The sequence below is a fragment of the Jeotgalibacillus proteolyticus genome (assembly GCF_002926065.1).
GTDB lineage: Bacteria > Bacillota > Bacilli > Bacillales > Jeotgalibacillaceae > Jeotgalibacillus > Jeotgalibacillus proteolyticus.
Window position 1 is genome coordinate 335,928 of sequence record NZ_PREZ01000004.1, and the last position, 27,000, is coordinate 362,927.

Sequence of the window (27,000 nt, forward strand, 5' to 3'; positions counted from 1 at the left end):
CTCACCTCGTCTTCTTTCTTTAATAATCAAATACCTTATTGATTACCCGTCGAGTGGCTGCCCCATCCTCAAGACTGGAAAATACCTCATGAAATTTTTCATATTGTTTTTTATAGCTTTCCAGTGCTGCTGGATTTGAAATATAATAAATAACCTCGTCTAAATTAGTACATAACGGACCTGGGCCCTCTTGTTCCAGTTCCAGATACATACCTCTTCTGCTCTGGTATTGTTCCAGGTCATAGCAATAGAGGATGATAGGACGTTGTAATATCGCAAAATCAAACATAACAGATGAGTAATCAGTTATGAGTATGTCAGATATTTTATAAAGATCCTGAATATCCTCATGTTCTGAAAGATTAATGACATTTTTCGGCAGGTCTGTCTGTGAAATTTTAGAAGACAACAAGTAATGCAGCCTTAACAAAATGACCGTTTCCTCATTTATCTTCTGACTTAACACATGAATATCAGATATCGCCTTCTGATATGAATTTTCATCCCAATCTCTAAAAGTAGGCGCAAACAGAATAAGCTTTTTATCAACTGGGATATCAAACCTTTTTTTCATTTCAATTGAATAGTTTTCATCTGTATTCAGCAATAAGTCATTTCGCGGATAACCTGTTTCCAGTATTTCTCCATGATATCTAAAGGCTCTTCTGAATATTTTAGTACTATAAGCATTAGGAGAAACAAAATAATCCCACGCATCTGTCTGCCGTTTTAACTTGGCTATCTCGTTTCGATCGGGTCTTTTCTTTTGATCAAAGCCCATTTTCTTCAAAGGTGTTCCATGCCAAGTTTGAAGGTAAACCTGATCTTTTCTTTTTGGAGCAAGGTGAGCCAGTCCCTGATTATCAACCCAGAATTTTGATCGTACTAAATAATAGAAATGCTTCATTGAATTTCTTTTAACCTTTATTGCAGGCCCTGGAATATCAACCTGATCAGGGTTTTCAAGACTCCAGATATATTTATAGTTTCTCCCTGATTTAACTAACTCTTCATAGATCGCTCTTGGACTATCACTGTATTGTTTTCCCATATGGCTTTCGAAAAGAATCCAATTCGATTTTAGAGGCAGCTTTGAATACAATTGACTGATTTTCTCTTTATCGAATAAATTTTGAGATTTTTTTTGTTTCTTTCTTTTAAGGATAAACAACTTCACTTTATCCTTCGTTTTCTTAGGGAGAACTTTAAGGCCAAAAGTATTTTTATGATTTACAAACAATCTAAGTTTAAATCTTGAATTCTCGACTTCCTCGTTTGCAAAATTCTCAAGCTGCTGCTTCTTTATTACATTCCGGTGTATATTTCCCTGATGGTGCATATGGAGAGACAAATAGTAATTTCCTGCTTCCATATTTAACAATAAAAGCTTGACCGTCTGTTTATTTTTACTTCTAAGTGCATGTCCCGTCTGTCTATTTTTAAGTAACCACTCAAAGTGCACTTCCTGAGGATTGATCCCAGGGACAGATAGGTACGGAGTAAACGAAAGCATATTTGAATCGATTCGTATATCCGTTAATTCAGCCTCTATATTTAAAGAGGAAATAGAAAGAAACTTATTTGAATTTGGCTTGCTTACGGAAGCCTCAAAATAATATTCTCCGCCCTCAAATTTAATTCTGAACTGATTGGTTTCCTCTCCGTTAAGGTAAGAAATATAATCCTGAAAAGCTTCTCTATCATCGATATATAATAGATAATAAATAATTCGCTCTCGTTCAGGGAGATTGATAAACGCATACTCATCCATTACCTCGTGAAGGTATTCATGAATTAATTGATGGAACTGCTCTTTATACTCCTCATCAAACTCATCATAATCGTTTACATACAACTTTAAATCATGACGAAGAAATTTGTTGTTTTTATGGTTTTGGTATCTTCCATCACCTTTGCCTCTTAAAAATTCATCGAACATCCGGTGGGCGACAATTCTGTTTCTAAAATTATCGAATTCAAATCTTCTGTTGGTAATGGATTTGTCTTCTGCATTCTCCACTACTCTCCAATAGTAAATAGGTTCAGGAATAAAACTGATCGCATCTGCTAAGAAATAAGCTTTTCCTGTAAAAACGATATCTTCGTAATGAATGCCTTCAGGAAATCTAAGGTTATTTTTATCCAGGAATGATCTTTGATAAATTTTATTTACAGATAAACTATCATAAAACAAAGTGCTGAATTCACGAATATTCGTATTAATAATCTCTTTTGAATAAATTTGCTTATGATACCAAATTTCATAATTGTTCGTTCTGATTACCTGCCCCCCAACAAAATCAGAACCTGTCCGTTCGATTGCCTCCACCATTTTTTCACAAGCATCTACCGTATACCAATCGTCCCCATCTAAAAACATTACGTACTCGCCAGTAGAGTTTTCGATCCCGGTATTACGGGGCACGCTGCAGCCTCCGCTATTTTCTTGTAAATGGATAGCTTTAAAATTCGGCTTATCCTTAACATACTCATCAATGAGTTCTTTTGTATTATCTGTAGAGAAATCATTAACCACTACTACTTCAATATCCTTCAGCGTCTGGTGATATAAGGATTCCAAAGCTTCATCAATGTACAGCTCATTATTGTAAGCTATTACTACGACAGATAATTTAGGGCGTTGATTATTGGTTAATTGTGTCATTTTTATAGCCTCCAACTTCTTCAAACAGTTCATACCATTGTTTTTTAATTACAGAACGGTCAAATTTCAAACTGCTTTGAAATGCCTCTTTACTAAATTGATTAAAGACATCCGGGTTTTGTATCAATCTAAGAATATGGCGGGAAATTAAATGAGCATCATCAACCGGTGTAATATATCCGGTCTTGTAATCAATAATGATTTCCCTTATACCCGGTGCACAATCTGTAGAAATACAAGGAAGTCCGCATGAGTGAGCCTCAATAAGCGACATAGGCAAACCTTCAGCCTTTGATGTTAAGACAAAAATACTGGATTTTTTTAATGATTCCTCAATATTGTTTGTTTGTCCTTTTAAAAATACATGATCTTCTAATTCAAGAATCTTTATTAAATTCTCCAGCGATTCCCGCTCAGGACCGTCTCCGTAGATATGGAGCTTCCACTCCCCTAATTCTTCTTTTATAAGAGAGATGGCTTCAATAAGAACGTCAAAGCCTTTGCCTTCGACCAATCTTCCTGAGGAAACTAACACTTTATTACTAAACAATTTCTCTGGATCTACCTGGTCTCTAAATGGAGTAGGGTTGTAAATCATCCCTGTATTTTGAAAACCTTCGTTTTGGAAGGATTCTTCGTCTTTTTGAGTGAGCAAGAGAAATTTTGAAACCTGGCGATAATATTTTAGGATGTTTTTATAGCGTTTAGTAAATCTTCCTGCTGCATAGCTTTCATGACTTTGCCCGATAATATGGATATTTTTTTTATATAACACTTCTTCAAGCCACTGCATTCCCCAAACCTGGACGACAATAACAAATACATCACTGTCACCAAATTGCTCAAAGTATTTCTTTACATCCTTACGACGCTTTTCCAGTTGTTTTCTTCTGATAACTTCTTTCATTACCGTATTTAACCGGAAAGCTTTTAAATTTGAAGAAAGCTCCTTAGGGAGTCCCGCACGATAGTTATCCTCGTGCAGGACCGTTACAGGTATTTCATTAGTAAAGTAACTGTCTTCATCCTTACTTTCGTTTATACTTAAGATAGAAACCTCATGGCCGTCTTTAATAAATTCTTCTGATAAAATTGCTGCAACACGCTGTGCACCGCCATGCCCATTATATTCATTTAAAACAAATACAACCTTTTTATTTTCCATTATTTTACCCCTTAAATTAGCTTTCCTATTAAAAAAGCCGGCAAACTAAACCGGCTAATTTTTCCCTATATAAAAGCCATTTTTATTTCTTTTTCAACTCAATAGTTAAATACTTGCTTACTGTTTTCACTTCAGCCGTTTTATGTCCAATCTCTCTTAGGGCGGTATCGTAGTTTTGGAATAGAGACGCCCATGCAGAAGCATAAATCTCTGCCCCTGAAAGATGCTCAAAGTGGAAGTAAGCCTCTAGTTCACCCTCGCCCAGATCATCTAAACATACCTTACAGCTGAAATGTGAATAATCATAATTTTTCTTCTCAGGATTTAATGAGCTATTATCAGTAATTTCTTTCGTATAGAGCATAGTAGCTTTAAAGGATTTGGACTCATATGTCTCCTTATTTTTTAAAATCAGGTTTAAAGAGACATCTGACTCTTTAGTTGTTTCTAGTTCCTTTACGTAAGCTACGCCTTCAAGGCATAAATAATTTTCTTCATACCAGATTTTATTTACTTGTTCATTTAACTTTTTATGGTTTTCAACTTTAATTGAAAGCTGATCATTGAGAGTAATTATTTCAGTACGGAATTTTGGTAATGAAGAATCCAGCTGGACAGCACTAAATTCTTTTCCTGCTGATAATGGAACCTCTGCCCAATTTCCATCTTGGGAAAGTTGGATATAAAAACTATAGTTATCAGGTAAAAGAAATTGAGAATACTCTTCCAGCTGCACTGAAGCTGTAAATCCGGCAGTTGAAAGCCTCTCTTTTGGAATTTCAGAATCCTCACCATTATACCTGTTTCTTTCAATCGGTATTGTTACATGCTGCCTGGTACGATTATTAATCAGCTTAATTCTATAGGATCCTTCAGAAGAATTAGTACTGTTTTCATATAATTTTCCACTAATCCTGATTTTACTGTTATATTGCCCTTCTGTTTTCACTTCTTCTACCATATTTATTAATGTTTTTTCTGCTTTTATGGACTCAATACTTCTTTTCCCGCTCATAAACAACTGATAGTCTCTGCAAACCTCTTTTGATTCGCCGTACATAACAAGCTGGCCTTTATGGATCCAGGCAGCTTTTGAACAGAAGGATTCAACAGCATTTTTATCATGACTGACAAAAATGATGGTCTTACCCTTCTCTTTAAATTCATTCATCTTTTTCATGCATTTTTCCCTGAAGATTGAATCTCCCACTGCTAAAGCTTCGTCTACGATTAAAATATCAGGATTAACATTCACTGATATTGCAAAACCCAGCTTCGCCCGCATACCGGATGAATAGTTCTTAACAGGCTGATGAATGAATTCTTCAAGCTCGGAGAAATCGATGATATCATCAAGCTTTTCCTGCATCTCTTCTCTTGAATACCCAAGAAGTGTACCTTTCATGAAAATATTGTCGTATCCGCTTAACTCAGCGTCAATACCTGAGCTTACATCTAAAAACACAAGACTGCCCCGGACATCAACGTTTCCGTTAGAGGGTTCAGCAATACCTGTAATAATCTTCAGCAACGTTGATTTACCTGATCCATTTTTCCCTAAAACGCCAATAGACTCTCCTTTTGGAAAGTCTAATGAAATATTATTTAACGCTAAGAACTCATTATGAAGTTTCTTTTTCGATATAACCTCTTTAATGGGTCCCCATTTATCAGTATAGAGCTTGTATTTTTTTGATAAGCTTTTTACGCTGACTGCATATTCCATCCTAAATCAGCCTTTCACATAAAATCCCTTTTATAATAAATCCAAAAATATTGGTTTCATACGTTTGTATAAATAATTCCCTAAAATCAACAAGAAAAAAACTAATCCCCAAAAGTAAAGAGTGTAGACTGGCTGTTCCCAAAATCCTACCTGATAAAAAACAGAATCTCTATACCCTTGTACAATGTAGTGGAACGGATTTAATTTAACAATATATTCGATAAACCATAATTGTTCAAGACCCTTTAAATTCTCTATAGACCAGAAAATCGGAGTCATCCAAAAAAGGAAAACTAAAATAGTATCCAGGAAACGGCCAAAGTCTTTACTGACAGCAACAATAGGAGCAGTAACAGCCCCCAGTCCAATTAAGAGCATCAAAGCTGCAAAATCGTAATAAAGGATTTGAAGCCAATAAAATGAGATAGACTTTAACCCAATAGCTGTGATGACTAACATTACAACCAGTAAAATTAGATGGGTATAAAATGCAAACGCAATTTGCACAGCAGGTAAAATTGATATGGGAAATGGTGTGTTCTTTATTATATTCCTCTTGCTTCTAAACGATTTCTGAGATAATTTAAACCCATCATTCAGAAGAAACCAGGCTACCATCCCAATCGAAAGCCATGCAATAAAGGGAGCTCCGTTAACAGGCCCGCCTGCTCTTGCTCCCACACTGAAGACAAACCAGAAAACAGCTATTCGCATTAAGGGGTTTACAAGTCCCCAAAAAGCACCTAATACCGTTCCCGCATACTCTCTCTTCATTTCCTGTAAGGAGAGAGTGTGGATCATTTTTCTTCTGTTCCACATCTCCTTGTAAATCATAAACATTTTTTTCACCTTTTTCGCTGTTAACGATAGATCATTTAATAACCTTTAGGATTTTTAGACTGCCACGTCCAAGAGTCCTGGCACATTTCTAAAAGGTTCTTTTCTGCTCGCCAGCCTAATTTATTTTCCGCTTTTGTTGGGTCAGCATAACAAACACCAATATCTCCAGGTCTTCTTTCAGTAATGACATAGGGGATTTCCTGACCTGTTACATCTTTAAACGTATTGACTAGATCCAATACACTATATCCTTGACCGGTTCCTAAATTAAACGTTTCGATTCCCTCGTGATGCTGTGTATACTCCAAAGCTTTAATATGGCCTTTAACCAAATCAGTTACATGGATAAAATCTCTGACTCCTGTCCCGTCAACTGTATCATAGTCATTGCCGAAAACAGATAGTTTTTCTAGATTTCCAATAGCAACCTGCGTAATATATGGCATGATATTATTCGGTATGCCATTAGGATTTTCCCCAATTCTACCACTTTCATGCGCACCGATAGGATTGAAATATCTCAGCAGCACAATTCTCCAGCTTGGGTCAGACACATGCAGATCCTTTAAGATATTTTCAATCATTAGTTTGGTTTGCCCGTAAGGATTCGTAGCAGATAAAGGGAAGTCCTCTTTGATCGGTACAATTTCCGGGTTTCCGTAAACAGTTGCCGAAGAACTGAAGATGAGTTTCTTAACGTTAAATTCTTTCATCACTTCGCAGAGGTTTAACGTTCCTATGATATTGGTATAATAATACTTTAATGGGATTGAAACGGATTCCCCTACAGCTTTTAACCCAGCAAAATGCATGACCGCCTCAATAGAGTGTGCACGGAAAATATCTGTCAGTGCTTCCTTATTGCTTAAATTACATATATAGAAAGGGAAGTCCTTTCCTGCTATTTCCTTTACTCTATTAATTGAATCAATTTTACTGTTAGATAGATTATCAACGACGATAACTTCATAATTTTCTTTTAAAAGCTCAACTACCGCATGACTTCCGATGTATCCTGCTCCGCCTGTAACAAGAATTGCCATACTACATCTCCTTCTATTTAGAAACAAATACTGAGTGTGTTTCTTTTATTTAAATAACTTTTCAACGACTCTTTTTGATGCATATCCATCTTCAAGTGAACAATATTGATCGAAGAAACGCTTCATTTTAACCAGGTTATCCTGAGAATCAGCAACAGTAATTTCACCAATTTCTTTTAACAGATCATCAGTGGTCTCTACAATAGGACCTGGTGCTAAGTTCTCAAAATCAAAATAGAAGCCCCTTAATTCATCTTTATATTTTTCAAGATCATAAGCAAAAAATAAAATAGGTCTTTTAAGGTTTGCATAATCAAAGAATACTGAGGAATAGTCTGTTATTAACAGATCTGAAATCAAGTACAGCTCTCTGATATCTGCATTGTTTGATACATCATAAGCAAAACCTTTAAATTGCGAAAGGTCCAGGTATTCGGCTATCAGATAATGCATTCTTGTCAGGATGATATATTCTTCACCTAATTTTTTTTGCATTTTTTCCAGATCAAGCTTTAAAGAAAATTTGTACTTCCCGACTTCGAGATACTCATCATCTCTCCATGTAGGAGCGTAAAGGATTATTTTCTTATTTAAAGGAAGACCATACTTTGTTTTGAGAAGGTCTATTTCTTTAAGATTGTTATTTTTGTGCAAAAGATCATTTCTCGGATAGCCGGATAAAATAATTTCTTTTTTAAAAGAAAAGGCATGTTTAAAAATATCCTTAGAGTAAAGATTCGGTGCAATTAAATAATCCCATTTAGAAGATTCCTTTATAAAGTTACTCCTGTATTTCTCCGTAGTCGTACCAGGCATCTTGACATCTGTTATATCCTGCCCTAACTTTTTTAAAGGAGTACCATGCCATGTCTGCAAATAAACGGTACCTTTGGGCTTTTCTATCCACTGAGGAAGTCTGGCGTTTATAACCCAGTATTTAGCAGTTGCCATTTTGTAGATCCATTGTAAACTGAACCGCTGCAAAACGTGCAGGTTCTCACCTTTATATTTAACTGCATCCTTCTTATTCATACTCCAATACATTTCATAATCCAGATCTTCCTGCAGCATATATTCATAGATGGCTCTTGGGTTGCAGCTATACTGTTTACCATGAAAACTTTCAAATATGACAAGTTTTTCATTTCGTGGAAAACGGGAAAAAACTTTAAATAATATCCTGAATAGCTTTCCCACTACTTTTCTGGCAGCATTTTTCAACTTATCTTTCATGTTTAATCACCTGGTTTTCATCAAGCCTTTTCATTATATAATCAACAAAATCTTTTGAAGACTGGCCCTTGGAATATTTATTCCATATTTCGTTAAACTCTTTTACAGCCTGACGGTCAAATAGCTTGTCGATATTTTGTATCCTATCCACAAGTGATTCAGTATCTTTCGCGACAGGTCCCGGTACAAAGCTTTCATAGTCCATCCAGAGTCCTCTTTCAGCAGAGTACTCTACTAAATCATATGGGAAAAACACCATCGGCTTTTCCAATATACAAAACTCAAATGGGATTGAAGAGTAATCCGTTATCAAAATATCAGTAACCTGTAAAAGCTCATTAACATCATATGGAGAATCAATGAGCTTAAAAAAGTCGCTGACTTCATCCGGCGCGATAATCGTTTGCTTTGTTACGGGATGCAGCTTTGCGATAAGATAATATTGATCCCCTAATTTTTTCTTTAGATAGGGGATATCAAGTTTATAATCATAGCTTTCTGTATCTCTGAACGTTGGAGCATAAAGAATAATTTTCTTTTTAGCAGCCATTGGATATTTTTTAAGAAAGGCGGATTTTAACTGTTCTTTTTTTTCATCCAAATAAAACAAATCCGTTCTGGGAATCCCCGTCTTCAGAAAAATATCCTTCTTTAAGCCAAAGGCTTTTTTAAAGATAGTCCCCATCTCATCGGAACCAATCACGATCTTATCAAATCTGTTATAAACAGAGTGAAACCGTTTAATCGAAATTTTAGTACGTGTATGGGTATTATTTGCAGGCAGTCCAAAGCTCTTTATTGCGCCTGCAGCATGCCATATCTGTATGCATTCGACCTCTTTTTTAAAGTTGGTGGCAGCAAGAAATGGAAAATAGTTATCGACAATTATTATTTTCGCAGTTGATAAATGAAAAATTTTCTTAAAGAATAATAGTTTATTGTCATTTAAAATTAACTTCACATTATTATTCTCAAATTTTTTTAATCTTCTATATGATGCCTTATTACAAATAAGAACTATAGGAAGTTCAATTTCTCTTGATAAAAGCTCACGAATAATATAATAAGCGTTTTGTCTGAAAGTTACGTACATAACTACTTTTCTTTTAATCGGGAGCACTTTGAAAATGGAAAAGAAAAATTTATATATAAATAGGTATACCGTCTTAATGACGTCGGTAATCATGCATTTTTTGTTCCTATTAACAAATCTTTTTTAATCTTTGTGGTGGAGATCCCATCTGTACGGTCTAAATAAACCACTTCACAGTATTCTTTAAGGAAATCAAATTCCCCTTTCCAATCGTCTCCCATTACAAAAATATCAACATTATTATCCAGAACATCCTGAACCTTTTGTTCCCATGTGTTTTCAGGAATTACTTTGTCCACATACTGAATAGATTCTAAAATTAGTTTACGGTGTTCATATGAATGGTAAGCATCCTTGTGTTTCAGTTTATTAAACTCGTCTGTTGAGACAGCTACAACTAGTTCATCGCCTAATTCTCTCGCACGTTTAAGAAGATTAATATGTCCCCAATGCAAAAGATCAAAGGTTCCGTATGTTAAAACGGTTTTCATTTTATATCACCTCTAATAAGATTTTTTCATACTTCTTCATTTATTATTTAATGTACCCCTATTTATACGGTTAAAGCTTGTAAGAACCTAATTATCTTAAATACTGTTAGATTCATTTTACCATCTTACATTACCATTATAAATTATTCAATTAATCTTCCGTATACTAAAAAGTAAAATATTTGAAAGGATTCCCGGTATCTCGAAGATTACTATTTAATAGTCGATGAACCTTTTTTTTCCTAATAAATTTTCCCATAGAAAAACGCCTTTCTAATAAAATGAAGGTGACGATCCACCCATTTTATAAAGAAAGACGATTTAGACTTAAATCAAGAATGTCGTTTTTCTTATCTTTATTATCTGGACAATATTTTCGACCAAAATCCTTTAGGTTTTATCTCCACCGGAGGATTAAGAAACAACGGATCTCCTTTTAGAAGATTAGCCGCATTTTCCAGCACACCAAAATCATGATCATGGGCATGGTGAAGTGCTTTTAATGCTTTCGTCATCGCAAAGCCCCTGTATTCTGTATCATGGGCATCAGATGCCATGAAATGAGCAAGGTGATGCTCAAGAAGTTCCATGGAGAAACGCTGAATCTTCTTCCCGAAATCTCCCGCTACACTAGCAGCAGTTACCTGTGAAAGAGCCCCCTGATTAATCAATCTGAATAGCTTCCCGGGATCCTCCACAATAGCAGAGTTTCTTTCAGGATGGGCAATAATCGGTATCATGCCTGCTACCATCATTTCATAGAGGACACGCTCTGTATAAGCAGGCACCTGACTCGATGGAAGCTCCACAAGCACGTACTTTGTTGTTCCTGCTAAAGTGAGAATTTCGTCTCTTTGTGCATCCTCCACAATTTCACCGTAAATCCGAACTTCCTGGCCGGGATGCACCGTTATTGGCAGCTGATGCTCTTTAATGAAGGAATTAAGTTTATCCACATCTGCGAGGACATCCTTTTTATCATTTACGTACTTGCGGTTTCGGTGATGGGGAGTGGCGATGATATCGGTCACTCCATCTTCAATCGCCTGGGCCAGCATTGCAAAGGTATCTGATTGTTTCTGCGGACCATCATCTACACCCGGAAGAATATGACAATGAATATCAATCATTTGCGTGCCTCCCTTTAGCTGTTTCCATAGTAATAATATTCATCATTACTTTCCATCTTCTTGTCATTCAAAATGACTCCAAGAATTTTAGCTTTTGCTGAAATCATATGCTCCTTAGCCTTTACAACTTTATCTTTATCTGCAATTCTTGAACGTACAACTAAAATAGTGCCATCACATTGATGAGAAAGAATCTGTGCATCCGTAACTGCAAGAATCGGAGGGGTATCAAATATTACAAGATCATATACATCTTCTGCTGCTTCAAAGAAACGGCTCATAACCCTTGAAGATAAAAGCTCTGAAGGATTTGGCGGAACAGGTCCGGAAGGCAGGACATCCAGATTATCTATATCTGTTTTTTGAACGGTTTTAACTAATTCCGACTGTCTGGTCAGCACGGTAGTCAGGCCGATTGTATTCATAATATTAAAGGTAAAATGCACGGTCGGTTTTCGCATATCTGCATCCACTAACAGCACTTTTTTCCCCTGCTGTGCGAAAACAATCGCTAAATTTGCAGCAGTCGTTGACTTCCCTTCACCCGGGCTTGAAGACGTAACAGTTATAGAGCGGATTTCATTTTCAATTGCGGAAAACTGTATATTTGTCCGGATTGTACGGTACTGCTCTGACGCAACTGATTTAGGATTATATTGAGTAATTAGATTTCTTTTTTTGATATTTAAATTGCTTGGCTTCTTTTTAGCTGCCATATCGCTCACTCCTCACTTCGGTAGCCTGGGACCTTCCAGGTGAGATGTCTCCGCTTGGCAGATCAGTAATTTGACCAATAACACCTAAGATTGGCAGGTCTAATGTTTTTTCAATGTCCTGCTCTGTTTTAATCGTGTTATCCAAATACTCAAGCAGGAAGGCAACTCCTACACCAACCATTAACCCGACAACCAAAGCGATTGCCATATTTAAAAACGGCTGAGGGCTTACAGGCGACTGTGAAGGTGTGACAACAGCAGGCGTTAAGACGTTTACATTATCGACACTCATTAACCCTACTACATCTTCCTGAAAAACAGCTGCCGTCTTATTGGCTATATCAGCAGCAACGTATGGATCCGGGTCCTGTACAGAAAGATTAACTACCTGAGAATCACGCTCTGTTTGTACGGTGATCTTTTCGTTTAATTGACCTGCTGTAAATTGCCCATCCATTTCGTCAGATACTTTATCAAGAATTCTGGCGCTTTTAATAATCACATTATATGTATTTATTAGCTGAAGATTTGCTTGAATATCTGAGACATTTAAATTCGGCTGTTCAGTTTGTTCCTGGTTGACAAGCAGCTGAGTTGTAGACTGATAAACCGGTGTAATCAAAAAATAAGAGACCAACGCACTAATGGAAACAGCAAGTAACGTAATGGTGATAATCATTGCCATTCTCTTCTTAAGTGTGTTGAATAATTCCTTTAAACTTATCGTTTCTTCCATACGGGTATTTCCTCCTGACATAGATAAAAATAACCACCCCATTATATCACAGCGAAGAAAAAATAGATTTATATTTTTCAACTATCGTTAAACTTTTACATTTGAACTACCATTTGGATTGAATATCTTATATAATATTTAGCATGAATTAAATGTATCTTTTATATCATGCAGCAAGGGAGTTTTAACCTATATGTTTAAGAAATCAATGCTTATCCTAAGCATCATTATTACTGTCATTATTATTATTTTAGGCCACCGGGCGTGGGTAAACTCTCAGAAAGATATTCACCGTTTGTCACCAACTGTGGTAGAATCTACTAGTGAGAGTGTCGAATCCACAGATTCAGAGGAATCGACTGACAATAACTCAGAAGAAGACACCGGTCTATCGGCACTTATCGCAAACCAGCCTGAGCATGTTCAGGAAATCTGGCTGAACAGTCAAGAAACTGATGAACCTGTCGATATTGCTATTATAGCCACGGAATCCAGTTTATTATTAGATGAAAACTGGACAACACTGCTTCAAGAGGGTTTAACTTCTAATTATAGTGGAGTAGTTCTTAATTATTCTATTATTCCTTATGAAGGGACCTCTGAGGACCAGCTTACTTCATTAGATGAAGGAAGTATTTCGCTGGAGGATCAGGACATCGTATTATATGAGCTTCCAACCATCCATGATGGAGGAGTACTATCAATTGATGACCAGGTCTATTACACTCGTTTATTTTTAGAAGAATTTCAGACATCTTACCCTGACAGCGCTTTATTCGCCTTTCCATCTCAGCCTTTTCAAAATGCAACGTATTACCCTGAAATGGTTGAGGCAGTCAGAGAAACAGTTGAAGAAAATAATATACCTTATTTAAATCACTGGACAGATTGGCCTTCAACAGATGATCCCGAACTTGAAAACTATTTAACTGAAGATGATGAGCCTACAGAGCTTGGTCATACAACCTGGGGAACAAATCTAGTTAACTATTTTTCATCCAATTAACCCTTTAGGAGAGTGAAAAAGAAAATGAAGAAAACGTTATTTGCAGTAGCAACAACAGCAGCATTAACCTCTTTTTTCGGCTTTGATTCAGAAGCGGAAGCGAGCAGCACACATAAGGTAAGCTCAGGCGATAATCTTTGGAAAATTGCTAACAAGTACAACACTACAGTTTCAAATCTTAAGAGCCTTAATAATCTTTCATCAGATTTAATTCATCCAAATCAGGTTATAAAGATTTCAGCAAGCTCAACCTCTGGCTCAGGTTCATCTTCATCTTCAGCACCGGCACCAAGCACAGGCTCTAGTACATATACAGTAAAATCAGGCGATACACTCGGGGCGATCGCTCAAAGACATAATATGACACTCGCAACTTTAAGAAGCTTGAATAACATTTCAGGCCACCTGATTTATCCGGGTCAAAGTTTACGCGTCAGTGGTACAGCTCAAGCCACTACCCCTGCTGCACCACCTGCGTCAAATGTTTCGCAGCCAAGCGGATCAGACACAAGCTACACAGTTAAATCTGGCGATACACTCGGAAGAATCGCTTTAAACTACGGAGTAACAGTTGCGAATCTTAAATCATGGAATAATCTTTCTTCAGATTTAATCCGTGTAGGTCAAAAGTTATCTGTAAAAGGCGGTTCGGCACCAGCACAGGGATCGGGTTCATCATCTCCTGCCCCAACAACCCCTTCTACTGGAGGAGCTTCTGCAAGCTCAGTTGTTAATGTAGCCATGAGTCATCTCGGAGTACCATACTCATGGGGCGGATCTTCCCCAGCTGGATTTGATTGCAGTGGATTTATCTATTATGTATACAAGCAGGCAGGCTACAATATCAGCCGTACAAATGCTGAAGGACAGCATGCCCGTTCATACGAAGTAAGCAGCCCGCAGGTCGGAGATTTAGTCTTCTTTGAAAATACATACAAGGCAGGCATTTCCCATGTAGGTATCTATATCGGAAACAATCAATTCGTACATGCCAATGACAATGGTGTTATCGTAACCAGCTTAAGCAACAGCTACTGGAAATCAAAATTTGAAAGCTTTAAGCGTTTTTATTAAGATCTATAAAAAGCTGTTTCAACGACCGATCCGATATCGATTGTTGGAACAGCTTTTTCGTTAAAGCAGGATAATAGATAAACTTTGACGAATTTATAAAGACCCCTGCAAGAACTGCTTGCTGCACTATTTTTCTGAAAGGACCGATCAAAGATGAACGTAGGGTCTATCATAAAATACTACCGTACTAAAAAAGGGATCACACAAACAGAGCTTGCAGAAGGCATCTGTTCCACCTCCCACTTGAGCAAAATCGAGACAAATATGTACACAGCAAATGAAGAAACCTTAAATATGCTTCTTGAAAGACTGGGTCTTCGCCTGGAAGATGAAAAACATCGAATGAATGAAATTCAGGAAATTTTACTTGAATTTATCCAGGCAATTTTTGCAACCGATGAAGAACAGGCTGACATCATCTATCAAGAGATAGTGGACAATAAAGATTATATTGAAACGAGTGATTTTGTAAATTTATATCATCTTTATTTGTTCCGGTATTACTGGTGGAAAGAGATGTTAGAAGAGGAGAAAGCGATATTTAGTATTCTTCAGCGAATAAAAACCACATTCACTCCTATTGAAGAGAATATTTATACCTTTTTTAAAGCCACCAAAATGCTCATTGAGGGAGACCGTGAAGGTGCTATACAATATAATAAACAATTTTTAGAAAATCCCCTCCCGCTTGGACGTTTCTGGACTGCCGAAGCATACTATCAAATTTCATTGGCTTATAGTCAAAATAATCAACCCGAGGCCGCTGTAATTTATGGAAAAAAGGCCTTTGAAATTTATGAAAAAGAATGTAATTGGAGACGGCTTATTCATACACAAATGATTTTAGGCATTAATTATATGAGGCTGCGGTTATTTTCTGAAGCCCAATCAGTTTACAAGCTTATGATGAGAAATGCGAGGTTATTTTATCGGGATAGCATTTACCCTCATATACTTGTAAATTATGCAAGGTGCTTTCTTCTTTCAAAGGATTATCATAAAGCAAAAAAACTGATAGAAGAAGCATTGGTTATCCTCCCCGATGATTCAGAAGAATACCTGACTGCGCTGCTTGGATGGCTGGAAATTGGGTTAGAATTAAACTTGACCACCAAATTATGGGAGGAACGACTTGAAGAGCTTCATAATCTAAGCCTTAAACACGAATATAAATATTATTATTACTACTCCGTTTTCTATAAAAAAAGTCAATTTTCCCAAGTCGAAGCAACTAAATATGCGATAAAATGGTTTTACCCCTTCTTATTGAAAAATGGTCATCATGACGAGGCAAAGACGATCATTACCAGGATTATTGACCACTATGATAATAAAGGGGATCTAAGCAAGGTAGGATACTACTATAAACAGTGGAGAATACTGGAGGAAAAGGAGAGATTTTATAATGAAAAAGGCTTGTAAACTGTTGTTAACTCTTTCTTTAGGAGCGGTCTTGGCATTTAGCGGATTTGCGTCATCTTCAACTAAGAGTGATGTTGGAAAACACCTTTCAGGAGATACTTTTGAAACAGCTGGTGACAAAGTTATCCATCCTCCGATCCGATGACGTTACAATTTTCCCAATAGACTCACAGCAAAATGTACCATACAATAAGAATATGAAATGACCCAGCAATACCCTCTCATTGGCCGTCTGCTTCGCAGGCGGCATTTTTTTGTCAATTCATATGTATTTTTTTATTTCCGTTATCTTTATATTGAGATATTTTTTAAATATAAAGATTATCCGTTTAGGGAATACCTGCTTTAACTTTAAAATCAAAATGTTTTCAATGAAATTTTTAATGATTTACCATATTTCCCGATTGGCTATTGGGCTGGGTTTATTCCTCAGCTCAGCTTTTCTCTGTTAACAGGTTTCTAAGATCGACCTAATACTTCCTCCACCACCAATTTCCGATTACATCAAACTTAAGCATTCATTTAATCTGTCCATTTACACCCTTAATCTGTCCAAACCCTCCTCTAATTTGTCCGCGTTTATATGACCGAAGTGACCACGCTCCCTTCCAGCTCACACAAAAAACCACCTCCCTACTAAAAGGAACGGTGGTTACAAAATTAGCATCCAGGGCATTAGTGAGCAGCCTCCTCGAGTTTAAGCAGATCGGTCAATTCCATAAACTGTTCGCGGTTTCCTTTAAGTAGTGCTTTATCAATGAGACGGTGTAGATTTTGTTTCTCAAGGAGCAGGATTTCTTCACATACCGCCTCTTCCTCTTCCTCAGACTTAACCTGTTGCACGTAGAAGCTTACTATGGATTTTAAATGGTCTACTAAATCAGAAATCTGAAGAAGCTGGAATAATGGGATTCGAAAAATTCGGGTGCCTCGTTGAAATACAAATATATCCGTTAAATTTTCTATTTGTTTGGTTTTTAAATCAATGCGGATTTCATTTGCCTCAACGGGGATAAATTGGTACACTTCTTTTCCTTTGATGACGGAGAAATATTGATATGCGAATACGAGCTTGAGATCGTTTCCTTCTTGCAGTGTATAAAAAGGCTTCATCATCTTGATCGTCAGCAACATAGTACCCTCCCCCTGTCTTTTATTTTAGGAATATTCAGTTATTTAATTATATTATCATATATTTTATGATAAAGATAAAGAAATAATGCTTACCAATTTAAAGAAGATCGTTAGGTTTTTACAATTTCCAATCTTATCACTTAATAAAGAAAAGCCGCTTCCCGAAGGAAACGACTCTATATTAACAGCCTATTAATTTAAAATTTTAACCTGTACTTCTTGAACACCATAATTTAGTGCCTGGTCCTGAGAAGGAATGAACAAGTCAATTTTGTTGCCTTTAATAGCTCCGCCAGTGTCTCCAGCGATTGCTTCACCATAGCCTTCAACCCATACTTTTGATCCAAGTGGAATCACGTTAGGGTCAACAGCGATAACTTTTTGGTTCGGGTTGGCACGCAGGTCAATTCCTGTTGCCGTTGTTCCTGAACAACCGTTACAATACGCTGTATAAGCGGTTGCTGTTACAGTTAATTCCTGAACAGCTTCAGCAGGTGCTTGTTCTGCCGGTGCTGACTCTGCAGGAGCTGCTGCTGTTTCTTCAGCTGGCGCTGCTGCTTCTTCAGCTGGTGCCGCCTCTTGGGCTGGTGCTGCTTCTTCGGCTGGTGCTGCTGTTTCCTGAGCTGGTGCTGCTGCTTCAGGAGCTGCTACTGCTTCCTGAGCAGTGCCGCCTGACACTACAAACTCATCACCAGGGAAGATAAGATCGCTGGATAAACCATTCCAGCTTACAAGCTGCTCTAATGTGATACCATGCGTTTTAGCAATATTGAATAATGTATCACCACTAACGACTGTATATGTTTCTTTAACTTCTTCTTTTTTGCTAACCTTTAGTTCCTGGCTAGGATATATAATAGTAGATGATAGGCTGTTCCAGTCTTTAAGGTCTTGAACCGTGACATTGTTGGCTTGAGAAATCGCCCACAGCGTGTCTCCTTTTTGTACTGTGTGTGAAGATGATGCTGATGCCTGACCAGCTGCTCCAGCTGTCAGTGCTGCTACTGCAGTTAGTGCTACAATTTGTTTTTTCATGAAATGAAACCCTCCTTTTCACTAACAATCCCTATACTATCATCTATAGATTTCAAGAGCATATCAAGAGAGTTAGAATGTGGTAACAATTAGATTACATGGTAATCTGTTTTCCCCTCATTGACACATGTCCTTCATAGAACTATACTAATACCTATCTTTGTGAAGGAATTTTCAAAGTTTACTAGGGTTTGGAGAATATTAGAGGAGTTGAGTGACATTGGATCGCGTAGTAAATTTTTCCGCAGGACCTTCTGCTCTTCCGCTCGAAGTGTTGCAGCGAGCGCAGTCTGAGCTGATTAATACCCACCAATCCGGAATGTCTGTCATGGAAATGAGTCACCGTTCAAAAACATTTGAACGTATTTTACACGAAGCAAAGGATCGCCTGAAAAAATTATTAAATATCCCCGATTCCTACAAAATTCTTTTTTTACAAGGGGGGGCTTCGTTACAATTTTCTATGATTCCATTAAATTTATTACAAAAAGATCACGAAGCAGCCTATTTGATTACAGGATCCTGGTCTAAAAAAGCATTAGCCGAAGCGAAAAAGGTCGGAAAAACAAGAATCCTTGCTTCTTCTGAAGAAGATGCCTTCAGATCTATCCCTTCATTAACTAATGCAAGCGTGTCACCGGCAACTTCGTATATTCATGTAACAGGTAACAATACAATAGAAGGAACTAGAATTACTGAGGTTCCTAAATTCGGATCGGTCCCTGTGGTTACTGATTTATCCTCAAGTATTCTTTCTGAGAAAATTAATGTTGAGGATTATGGCCTTATTTATGCGGGTGCGCAAAAAAATCTTGGTCCATCCGGAGTAACTTTAGCAATTATTCGCGAGGATCTTATTGGTCAAGCAGATCAGGAAATTCCCACGATGCTTGACTATGCTACCCACGCTAAGGCAAACTCTCTCTATAATACACCTCCTACTTTCGGTATCTATATGGTCGGTTTGGTGCTTGAATGGATTGAGTCACTTGGGGGTATTGAAGAAATAGAAGCACGCAATCATAAAAAAGCTTCACTTCTATATGAGGCAATCGACAGCTCGCCTTTATTTTTCTCACCTGTAAGAGAACGGGACCGCTCATTAATGAATATTCCGTTTAAAACCGAGAACAGCGAGACAGACGCAGCTTTTCTGCAATGGGCTGATTCTCAGGGACTGGTTGAATTAAAGGGGCACCGTTCCGTAGGAGGCATGCGTGCAAGCATTTATAACGCGATGCCATATGATGGCGTTGAACGACTAGTTGATGCGATGACAAAGTTTGAACAAAAAACGAATGCCACACCTGGCAGAGGAGGACTCAAACTGTGACCTATCAGATCCAGACCTATAACCAGATTGCTGAAGCAGGACTTTCCTTATTTGAAGACTCATATACCATCAATAGCGCCGAATCACCGGATGCTATTTTACTTAGAAGCCACTCTTTACACGATCAGGCAATTAATGATTCGGTTAAAGCTATCGCAAGAGCCGGTGCAGGCACTAACAATATTCCATTAGAAGATTGTACGTCCAAAGGAATTGTTGTGTTTAATACACCTGGTGCAAATGCCAATGCGGTTAAGGAACTGGTACTTTCCTGTCTGATAGCCAGTGCAAGAAATCTGTTTGATGCGATTCATTGGACGAACTCATTAGAAGGCACCGCTAATGTAGCAGGTCAAGTAGAAGCGAATAAGAAGGCTTTTATTGGTCATGAAATCAGCGGGAAAAAGCTCGGGGTTATAGGACTCGGCAATATTGGGTCCATCGTGGCTAATGATGCACTTGCACTTGATATGGATGTTATGGCATACGATCCTTTTGTTTCAGTTGATGTAGCCTGGACGATTTCACGAAATGTACAGCGGGTTCATAATCTTGAGGAATTACTTTTTGCCTGTGATTATATTTCCATTCATGTGCCCTTATCTGAAAAAACGACTGGCTTTATTGATGCAAAAGCCTTCCGTGCGATGAAAAAGGGAATTCATTTTATCAACTTTGCACGGGGTGAGCTTGTTGACGAACAAGCTTTAACGGAGGCTTTAGCAGATGGCACCGTCGGTAAATACATTACCGATTTCCCGAATGATCATCTATTTGGTGTTGAAAACGTCGTAGCAATCCCCCATCTTGGCGCTTCAACAACAGAATCTGAAGAAAATTGTGCAGTAATGGCAGCAAGACAGCTTAAAGTATTTCTTGAAACGGGAAATATACGAAATTCTGTTAATCTGCCGAATGTCAGCCTTCCATTGACATCACCGGGGAGACTAACCATTATGCACAAAAACATCCCAAACATGGTTGGCCAATTCTCCACCCTCCTTGCAGAGCGGGAGTTCAATATTGCTGATATGTTAAACCGCAGCCGGGGTGAGTGGGCATACACAATGATTGACATTGATAACAAGCTTTCTGAGGAGCACGAGACAGATATCCTGAATCGGCTTCAAAAAATAGAAGGTGTTGTGAAGGTACGGCATATTTCAAACGGCTGGCAGTAAAAATTGCTATGTAAAATGGTTTGTCATGGATTTTCGTTATAAAAAAAGTTATAGTAGATATATACGTGAAAAATGAGGGGTATGTGTACCCCCCACTTCCGCAGCAGCATTTAATAAAACGGCTGACTCGGAATCAGATTATTGGGAAATAACCGTAATCCTTGCCAGGGGGGACGGTTATTTCTTTTTTTGGTTGATGATTAATGTCACGACCAGTGTAAGGACACTGATTGCAATGATGCTGTATTGTCCCACGATACTCACAGCTTCATATACTGTCACCCATACCACCTCCCTCCTTGGGAAGTAGCCTACCGCTTTTTCTGCTGCACATTCATTATATCATTTTTCGAACATATGTTCTATTATAGGTTGAAAAATGTACCATTTCACTTCATTGTATCCAGAATTAATTACTTAACCGAGTAAATTTTCCTATAAAATTCATTATCTAAGGGCTGTAAAACACCTAGAAAAAAGATTTTATTGTCTATTAATTCTTAAATTTTTATTTTGTGTTATTCCTTTTTCAAGTGCTACATGCTATCTTTATTAATAGATATTTCTGAAATGAGGGACAGAATGAATGAATAGAAAAAGTCGAAAAAAGAAAAAGAAATGGCTAAAATGGGTGCTGATCTCGTTCTCCATCCTGTTTGTAGGTCTTGCAATTTATCTTTTTACCATTTATCAATCATTAAACAGCGCCACTGACAAAATGCACAATCCTATAGACCGTGACATTTCTACCAAAAGAAGTGAACAGGTGAACTTTAATGAAAAAGATCCGTTCTCTGTACTGGTGCTTGGCGTCGATGAACGTGAGGACGATGCCGGCCGTTCCGATACTATGATCGTCATGACGGTTAATCCTAATGAAGAGTCTACTAAGCTATTAAGCATCCCCCGTGATACATTAACTGAGATCGTTGGCAGAGGTACGCAGGATAAAATTAATCACGCCTATGCATTCGGCGGTATCCCGATGACAATGGATACAGTAGAAAACCTGCTTGATATTCCGATTGATTATTATCTGCAGGTAAATATGGAAGGCTTTGAAGATATTGTGGACGCAGTTGGCGGAGTTTCTGTGGATAATAATTTTTCATTTGATTCTGGAGGGTACTCCTTCCCAGAAGGCGAGCTTAAACTGGACGGCCATGAAGCCCTTGCCTACTCACGAATGCGTTATGAAGATCCTAACGGAGACTTTGGCCGTCAGGAGCGTCAGCGCAAGATAATTCAGGGTGTAGTCAGAGAAGGTGCCAGCCTGAATTCTCTTTGGAATTTCAGCAATATTTTTGATGCGCTTGGCAACAATATTAAAACAAATCTAACCTTTAAACAGATGGTTGATATTCAAAGTGAATACCGGTCTGCAGCTTCTAATTTCGAACAGACTTCTATTCAAAATGGATCTGGCGAGCGGATTGACGGAATTTATTATTATGTTGTACCAGCAGAAGAATTAACAGCAGTTCAAACAGCATTAAAAGAGCATTTAGATATTTAAATGATAAAGCCCCAGCTGCATTTTTTTCAGCTGGGGCTTTTTTTATTTTGCTTTCAGCACACGAACTTCAATATGGTTTTTTCCTTCTTCAGTAAGCTTATAATAAATTTTATTATTGAGCTTTACTTTCTTTACCAGCGGTCTTGCCCTGCTCAATGTCGTTTGCACGGAGCGCGGTGCACCTTTGTAGCAGTTTAAATGCACAAGAATTTGATAAATCATAAGTGCTCGTATTTGTTTTGAGATACCTTTTTTTAATAAGTAATAAATAATGAGCAGTACCTGGTCTTCAAAGTTTTTTGTTTTCTTTATTTTTTCGTATTCGACAGAGGAGATCTCCTGCAAAAACTTCTCTACCTTACTTTTCTGTTCCTCGGTTTCATAATAAATCTCACTATCTTCTTTTCTCGATTTTTGGCTGTAGCTTATTCGATCATCAATATGCTTTGTGCCCAGCGATGTGATTTCATAAGTCTGCTGACTGTCAGAGGTACCGATCAATTGAAGGAAGCCTTTATTAACACATTGAAAAATAGATAAGTGGACATTTCCCGGAGGTGTAAGCGACGAAGTCAGATAAAGGCCGCTAATCGCTTTCGCAGTTACAAGTAATTCCTTTTGATAATGTGTTAAAAAATAAATAAAAGTCAAAACGACCAGCCACTCGGAAGTTGGTTCAACATCATCTAAAAGCGCTTTTAATTTCTTTGCTTCAGCTTCTTCTTCAAATTTATCGGAGGGTTCGTTTTTAGCAGGAGAATATGTATTAAGTTGAATCTTAAGTTCTTTATCAGTCTGGACCTCTCCCTTTTCTTCCTGCAGGTCCTGTAAAAGCTTTTTCACATGATGTTCAATCACATAAGGTGTGCCTTTTACCGAATATTTTTCATCTAAATAATGGACTGTAAGAAGAAACTCTTGATCTTTCAAAAAGCCGCCTCCTTTTTACTACATTTTTACCTATAAAAGGGATTAGTGCAATAACTTTCATCAGATCTCTTTATTATATCATAAAAGACCTATTCGACCATTGTCGAGTAAAAGCCTAAAACGACCTTCTCCTTCTTAACAGCCCGAGGAAGAAAACAGCTGCAGCCATCACCGCGGCCATAAACATCCAAGACGCAGTAAAGCTTTGGTTAAGATCAGCTATCCAGCCAAAAACAGGCGGAATAATAATGACACCCATTGAACCAATGGTTAGACTGAATCCGCTCGCAAGCCCCGCTGTCTGAGGAGGAGTGAGTTCAGTAGCGATATTCATCCACAACCCATTAAAGCCAGAGACGGCAAAACCCAGAAGAAAAATGACCACAGCAAGCACCCATACAGGCGTTTCCGGTGTCAATAGGAGCATGGATAACGAACCGGCAAACGCCATCAGAGTAAGAATAAACATAACAGGAGCGCGCCTGCCTCCAAAAAATTTATCACTTACTGTGCCCCAAACAATTCTTCCGAACGATCCACCCGCTTCCGAGAGAACAAACATTGTCCCTGCTATTCCTAGTCCAAATAAAAGCTCATTTCCTACATAAAATAAAATGTACACATTCAAACTCATCTGGGAGCCATTGATAATAAAGGCAACGATACTGATGAGAACGAGCGAGCGGGATTTAGCCACTTCCATAATCTGATGAAGAATAGACGCCGGCTCACTTACGCTCTCTTTTTTTTGAAGCGGATTTTCTTTGTAGTTTAAATAGGAGAGAGCTCCTGCCCCAATTAATACCAGGCAGGCCGCTAAAAGTGCCGGCCGCCAGCCCCATACAGCTGCTAATGGCAGCAGGGCAGCGGCCGCAAGCGCAGAGCCAAGAGTAATGCCCATTTGCTTAATTCCCATTGCCGTTCCACGCTGTCTTTGGGGAAACCAATATAAAATACCTCTATTCGTTACCGGATGCATGGTTCCATATGCCATCCCCCCAATAACAATACAAAGCAAAATAACAAAATAGGATGAAAATAGTGATGCCGCAGAGTATGAAAGTCCTAATAAAAGACAGACAATGAAAAGCAGCTTTTTAGTTCCCATTTTATCGACAAGGAGTCCGGAGGGGATACTGACAAGCATTTGTCCGGCAAAAAGTGCGGATGGAAGAAGTCCGACCTGAGCGTTAGTCAAGGTTAAATCCTCTGCAATTAACGGAGATAGCGGAGCTACGCCTCTTCCTACTAATGCTACTAAAATTTGAGCCATAAGCAGCCACCCGAGCATTTGCCACCCCAACCTGGAATGATACCGGCTGTCAGGTAATATGGCATTATTCATCCGTAATCAACACCTATAAGTTTATTTTTCATCTTTTCTATATCTACTTTACTACCACTTTCCATTGAAGTAAAACCGATCAAATGTATTCCCCCCCATTTTCTAACCATTATTCAAAATGTGGACTTACCTGCTATACTAGTAATATTGGGAATACTACTAAATTTTTACTAAGGTAATTTTTTTCACTGAATCCGTGCTCCTGGCTCTACTTGCTTGCCGGCTTGCATACTCTTCTTGCTTATATTGCAGCTTTCTTTTTTCTTATCAACACATGAAGGGAGAATATTCAATGGAACTCTTGGAAATCTTTGAAAAACTGCACTCAATTCCTGAAATTAGCTGGGAGGAAAAGAATACGACTGAATATATTGAAGCGTTTCTGAAGGAGCATGACATTTATGTAGAGCGGTTCACCGACCATACGGGTCTCATTGCAGAAGTAGGATCGGGAAAACCGGTTGTCGGCATCCGTGCAGACATCAATGCACTTTTCCAGGAATTAAACGGTAAAATGCAGGCTAATCATTCCTGCGGCCACGATGCACATATGACCATCGCTATTGGTGTACTTCTTAATCTTAAGCGGATAGAAACAAGTCTACAGGGAACGGTGCGTTGTTTATTTCAGCCTGCTGAAGAACAGGGAAACGGTTCCCTGTCAGTCGTAAAAACAGGATTTGTAGATGATATGGATTATTTATTTGGGGTACACTTGAGACCAAAGGATGAACTGGAGATTGGTAAAGCAGCACCATCGCTTCGCCATGGCGCTGCAATTTTTTACAAGGGTAAAATAATAGGAGATGATGCACACGGAGCACGCCCGCAATGCACAGTGAATGCAATTGATATTGGAATGGCTTTAAATTCGTATATCAACCAGCTAAGTCTCTCACCCATGCTCCCGCATTCCATCAAAATGACAAGGTTCAGTGCAGGCAGTAAAAATCCGAATATCATACCCGGGTCTGCTGAATTCAGCCTGGATCTCCGCGCCCAGACAAATCACGGCTTAACCTCGTTAAAGGAGCTGGCTCAAAAAAAATTAGATTCTATTGAGACACTATATGGGGTAAAAATAGAAGGGTCATGGATTGACTATACTCCTGGAGCAGAGGTTTCAAGGGAAGCTGAGGAAATACTGTCAGCTGCAATTCGGGAAATTAGAGGCGAAGAGAATTTAGCTGAGCCAATTACAACTCCCGGCAGTGATGATTTTCATTTCTATACTATTGAAAGAACTAATTTAAAAGCAGCAATGCTTGCACTAGGGGCTGACCTTACTCCTGGTCTGCATCATCCAAGCATGACCTTCGATCAATCGTGTTTGCTTCATGGAGTAGACATATTGACTGACGCTGTAAAAAGAGCTCTCAACCAATAAAAAAACGGGAAAGGTTTTCCCGTTTTATTTTTTATAGAAACTTCGATACAAACTATATACTCCAATTGCCAGAATACCTCCGATTGTATCGAGAACAACATCCTCAACCAGCGGTGTTCTGCCCCCCGTTAAAAACTGCCGATATTCATCCAGAGATGCAAACATCACAATAAACAGGAAAGTACAAAGAGAGGATAGCCGCAATCTTCTTAGTAGATAATAGAGAAAGCTGCTTAAAAATAATCCTATTAAAAAGAAAATTGATAGATGAGCAGATTTCCTAATAAAAAACTCGATAAAACCGGAATATCCCAGGGCATCGATACTCACTGCAGTTCCTCCATAAGTAAATTGAATTCCTTCAAGCAAATGACGAAAGTATTCCTTTGATAATGCGCTTTCTAAAAACGGAATCAAGGTTTGATCCTCATAAGGCTGCGAGGAAGAATACCAGACTGTTCCGCAAAACAAAATAAATGGAATTAAGCGAAGCAGTGCCCCTTTAATCTTTCTGTTTTTTTCTCTTTTCTTTCTTTTCTGTCTCAATTCATAACCACCTTAAAGCCTTTTCTACTCTATAAATATCCAAAACAATAATATACTAGATTGAATCTTCTCTATTATATGTACTAGAATTCAAAGCGTTCCATTAAAAGGTGCCCTTTCTCATTCAAAAAGAAAAAGCTCCTCAGCTGATGAGGAGCTTGAATTTAAGAGTTTTTTTTCATTTTCCCACAAACAATGCAGCGATCTGTGTAAAAATTATAACGATGTTTTTTCTTAAATCGGCAATCCAGCC

24 protein-coding genes are annotated in these 27,000 nt (G+C 38.1%); 7 read left to right on the forward strand and 17 right to left on the reverse strand.

The window, feature by feature from the left end; genetic code table 11:
* Positions 1 to 19: 19 nt before the first annotated feature.
* The 11 genes from C4B60_RS11945 to C4B60_RS11995 form a co-directional block, all read right to left on the reverse strand.
* Positions 20 to 2,665, reverse strand: a complete 2,646-nt coding sequence (locus C4B60_RS11945) for a bifunctional glycosyltransferase/CDP-glycerol:glycerophosphate glycerophosphotransferase (RefSeq protein WP_167578648.1) — start codon at positions 2,663 to 2,665, stop codon at positions 20 to 22.
* On the reverse strand, positions 2,646 to 3,830 hold the full coding sequence (locus C4B60_RS11950; RefSeq protein ID WP_104058236.1) for a glycosyltransferase: 1,185 nt from the start codon (positions 3,828 to 3,830) through the stop codon (positions 2,646 to 2,648). The genes C4B60_RS11945 and C4B60_RS11950 overlap by 20 nt, the downstream gene beginning before the upstream one ends.
* A gap of 82 nt (positions 3,831 to 3,912) precedes the next feature.
* Positions 3,913 to 5,556: an ABC transporter ATP-binding protein gene (locus C4B60_RS11955; RefSeq protein WP_104058237.1), complete on the reverse strand. Its 1,644-nt coding sequence runs from the start codon at positions 5,554 to 5,556 to the stop codon at positions 3,913 to 3,915.
* A gap of 30 nt (positions 5,557 to 5,586) precedes the next feature.
* The gene (locus C4B60_RS11960; RefSeq protein WP_104058238.1) at positions 5,587 to 6,396 is read right to left on the reverse strand and encodes an ABC transporter permease; all 810 of its coding nucleotides are present in this window, start codon (positions 6,394 to 6,396) and stop codon (positions 5,587 to 5,589) included.
* Between the two features lie 35 nt (positions 6,397 to 6,431).
* Complete coding sequence (galE, locus tag C4B60_RS11965) at positions 6,432 to 7,439, reverse strand: UDP-glucose 4-epimerase GalE (RefSeq protein ID WP_104058239.1); 1,008 nt, start codon at positions 7,437 to 7,439, stop codon at positions 6,432 to 6,434.
* Between the two features lie 45 nt (positions 7,440 to 7,484).
* Positions 7,485 to 8,672: a CDP-glycerol glycerophosphotransferase family protein gene (locus C4B60_RS11970; RefSeq protein ID WP_104058240.1), complete on the reverse strand. Its 1,188-nt coding sequence runs from the start codon at positions 8,670 to 8,672 to the stop codon at positions 7,485 to 7,487.
* Positions 8,662 to 9,858, reverse strand: a complete 1,197-nt coding sequence (locus tag C4B60_RS11975) for a CDP-glycerol glycerophosphotransferase family protein (RefSeq protein ID WP_104058241.1) — start codon at positions 9,856 to 9,858, stop codon at positions 8,662 to 8,664. The genes C4B60_RS11970 and C4B60_RS11975 overlap by 11 nt, the downstream gene beginning before the upstream one ends.
* Complete coding sequence (tagD, locus tag C4B60_RS11980) at positions 9,855 to 10,256, reverse strand: glycerol-3-phosphate cytidylyltransferase (RefSeq protein WP_104058242.1); 402 nt, start codon at positions 10,254 to 10,256, stop codon at positions 9,855 to 9,857. Before tagD ends, C4B60_RS11975 begins: the two co-directional genes overlap by 4 nt.
* Positions 10,257 to 10,615: 359 nt before the next feature.
* A complete protein-coding gene (locus C4B60_RS11985; protein ID WP_104058243.1) occupies positions 10,616 to 11,386 on the reverse strand; it encodes a tyrosine-protein phosphatase in 771 nt (256 codons plus the stop codon).
* A gap of 14 nt (positions 11,387 to 11,400) precedes the next feature.
* Complete coding sequence (locus C4B60_RS11990) at positions 11,401 to 12,102, reverse strand: CpsD/CapB family tyrosine-protein kinase (RefSeq protein WP_104058244.1); 702 nt, start codon at positions 12,100 to 12,102, stop codon at positions 11,401 to 11,403.
* Positions 12,092 to 12,838 (reverse strand): YveK family protein, encoded by a 747-nt coding sequence (locus C4B60_RS11995; protein WP_104058245.1) that lies wholly within the window; start codon positions 12,836 to 12,838, stop codon positions 12,092 to 12,094. The genes C4B60_RS11990 and C4B60_RS11995 overlap by 11 nt, the downstream gene beginning before the upstream one ends.
* 193 nt (positions 12,839 to 13,031) lie before the next feature.
* Between C4B60_RS11995 and C4B60_RS12000 the strand changes: the two genes are divergently transcribed.
* From C4B60_RS12000 to C4B60_RS12010, 3 genes are all read left to right on the forward strand, one after another.
* A complete protein-coding gene (locus tag C4B60_RS12000) occupies positions 13,032 to 13,844 on the forward strand; it encodes a hypothetical protein (protein ID WP_104058246.1) in 813 nt (270 codons plus the stop codon).
* Positions 13,845 to 13,868: 24 nt separating this feature from the next.
* Positions 13,869 to 14,918 (forward strand): C40 family peptidase, encoded by a 1,050-nt coding sequence (locus C4B60_RS12005; RefSeq protein ID WP_104058247.1) that lies wholly within the window; start codon positions 13,869 to 13,871, stop codon positions 14,916 to 14,918.
* A gap of 153 nt (positions 14,919 to 15,071) precedes the next feature.
* Positions 15,072 to 16,340, forward strand: a complete 1,269-nt coding sequence (locus C4B60_RS12010) for a helix-turn-helix domain-containing protein (protein ID WP_104058248.1) — start codon at positions 15,072 to 15,074, stop codon at positions 16,338 to 16,340.
* Positions 16,341 to 17,015: 675 nt separating this feature from the next.
* Here the strand turns inward: C4B60_RS12010 and C4B60_RS12020 are convergent.
* Both C4B60_RS12020 and C4B60_RS12025 read right to left on the reverse strand, forming a co-directional pair.
* Complete coding sequence (locus C4B60_RS12020) at positions 17,016 to 17,474, reverse strand: IDEAL domain-containing protein (protein WP_245153960.1); 459 nt, start codon at positions 17,472 to 17,474, stop codon at positions 17,016 to 17,018.
* Between the two features lie 192 nt (positions 17,475 to 17,666).
* The gene (locus C4B60_RS12025) at positions 17,667 to 18,509 is read right to left on the reverse strand and encodes a 3D domain-containing protein (protein WP_104058250.1); all 843 of its coding nucleotides are present in this window, start codon (positions 18,507 to 18,509) and stop codon (positions 17,667 to 17,669) included.
* A 220-nt stretch (positions 18,510 to 18,729) separates the two neighbouring features.
* Here C4B60_RS12025 and serC point away from each other — a divergent pair, with 220 nt between their 5' ends.
* A complete protein-coding gene (gene serC / locus C4B60_RS12030) occupies positions 18,730 to 19,842 on the forward strand; it encodes a 3-phosphoserine/phosphohydroxythreonine transaminase (protein WP_104058251.1) in 1,113 nt (370 codons plus the stop codon).
* Positions 19,839 to 21,023, forward strand: a complete 1,185-nt coding sequence (locus C4B60_RS12035; protein WP_104058252.1) for a phosphoglycerate dehydrogenase — start codon at positions 19,839 to 19,841, stop codon at positions 21,021 to 21,023. The genes serC and C4B60_RS12035 overlap by 4 nt, the downstream gene beginning before the upstream one ends.
* Before the next feature lie 177 nt (positions 21,024 to 21,200).
* Here the strand turns inward: C4B60_RS12035 and C4B60_RS21685 are convergent, their stop codons facing one another.
* A complete protein-coding gene (locus C4B60_RS21685; RefSeq protein WP_245153961.1) occupies positions 21,201 to 21,305 on the reverse strand; it encodes a putative holin-like toxin in 105 nt (34 codons plus the stop codon).
* Positions 21,306 to 21,609: 304 nt separating this feature from the next.
* On the opposite strand from C4B60_RS21685, the gene C4B60_RS12040 reads away from it, so the two are divergent.
* The gene (locus C4B60_RS12040; RefSeq protein WP_104058253.1) at positions 21,610 to 22,539 is read left to right on the forward strand and encodes an LCP family glycopolymer transferase; all 930 of its coding nucleotides are present in this window, start codon (positions 21,610 to 21,612) and stop codon (positions 22,537 to 22,539) included.
* Between the two features lie 42 nt (positions 22,540 to 22,581).
* Here the strand turns inward: C4B60_RS12040 and C4B60_RS12045 are convergent, their stop codons facing one another.
* Positions 22,582 to 23,469, reverse strand: coding sequence for a hypothetical protein (locus C4B60_RS12045; RefSeq protein WP_104058254.1), 888 nt, complete (start codon positions 23,467 to 23,469; stop codon positions 22,582 to 22,584).
* Between the two features lie 115 nt (positions 23,470 to 23,584).
* Positions 23,585 to 24,814 (reverse strand): MFS transporter, encoded by a 1,230-nt coding sequence (locus C4B60_RS12050; RefSeq protein ID WP_104058255.1) that lies wholly within the window; start codon positions 24,812 to 24,814, stop codon positions 23,585 to 23,587.
* Between the two features lie 292 nt (positions 24,815 to 25,106).
* Between C4B60_RS12050 and C4B60_RS12055 the strand changes: the two genes are divergently transcribed.
* On the forward strand, positions 25,107 to 26,201 hold the full coding sequence (locus C4B60_RS12055; protein WP_245153962.1) for an amidohydrolase: 1,095 nt from the start codon (positions 25,107 to 25,109) through the stop codon (positions 26,199 to 26,201).
* Between the two features lie 24 nt (positions 26,202 to 26,225).
* On the opposite strand, the gene C4B60_RS12060 is transcribed toward C4B60_RS12055, so the two are convergent.
* A complete protein-coding gene (locus tag C4B60_RS12060) occupies positions 26,226 to 26,747 on the reverse strand; it encodes a VanZ family protein (protein ID WP_104058257.1) in 522 nt (173 codons plus the stop codon).
* Positions 26,748 to 27,000 lie beyond the last annotated feature (253 nt).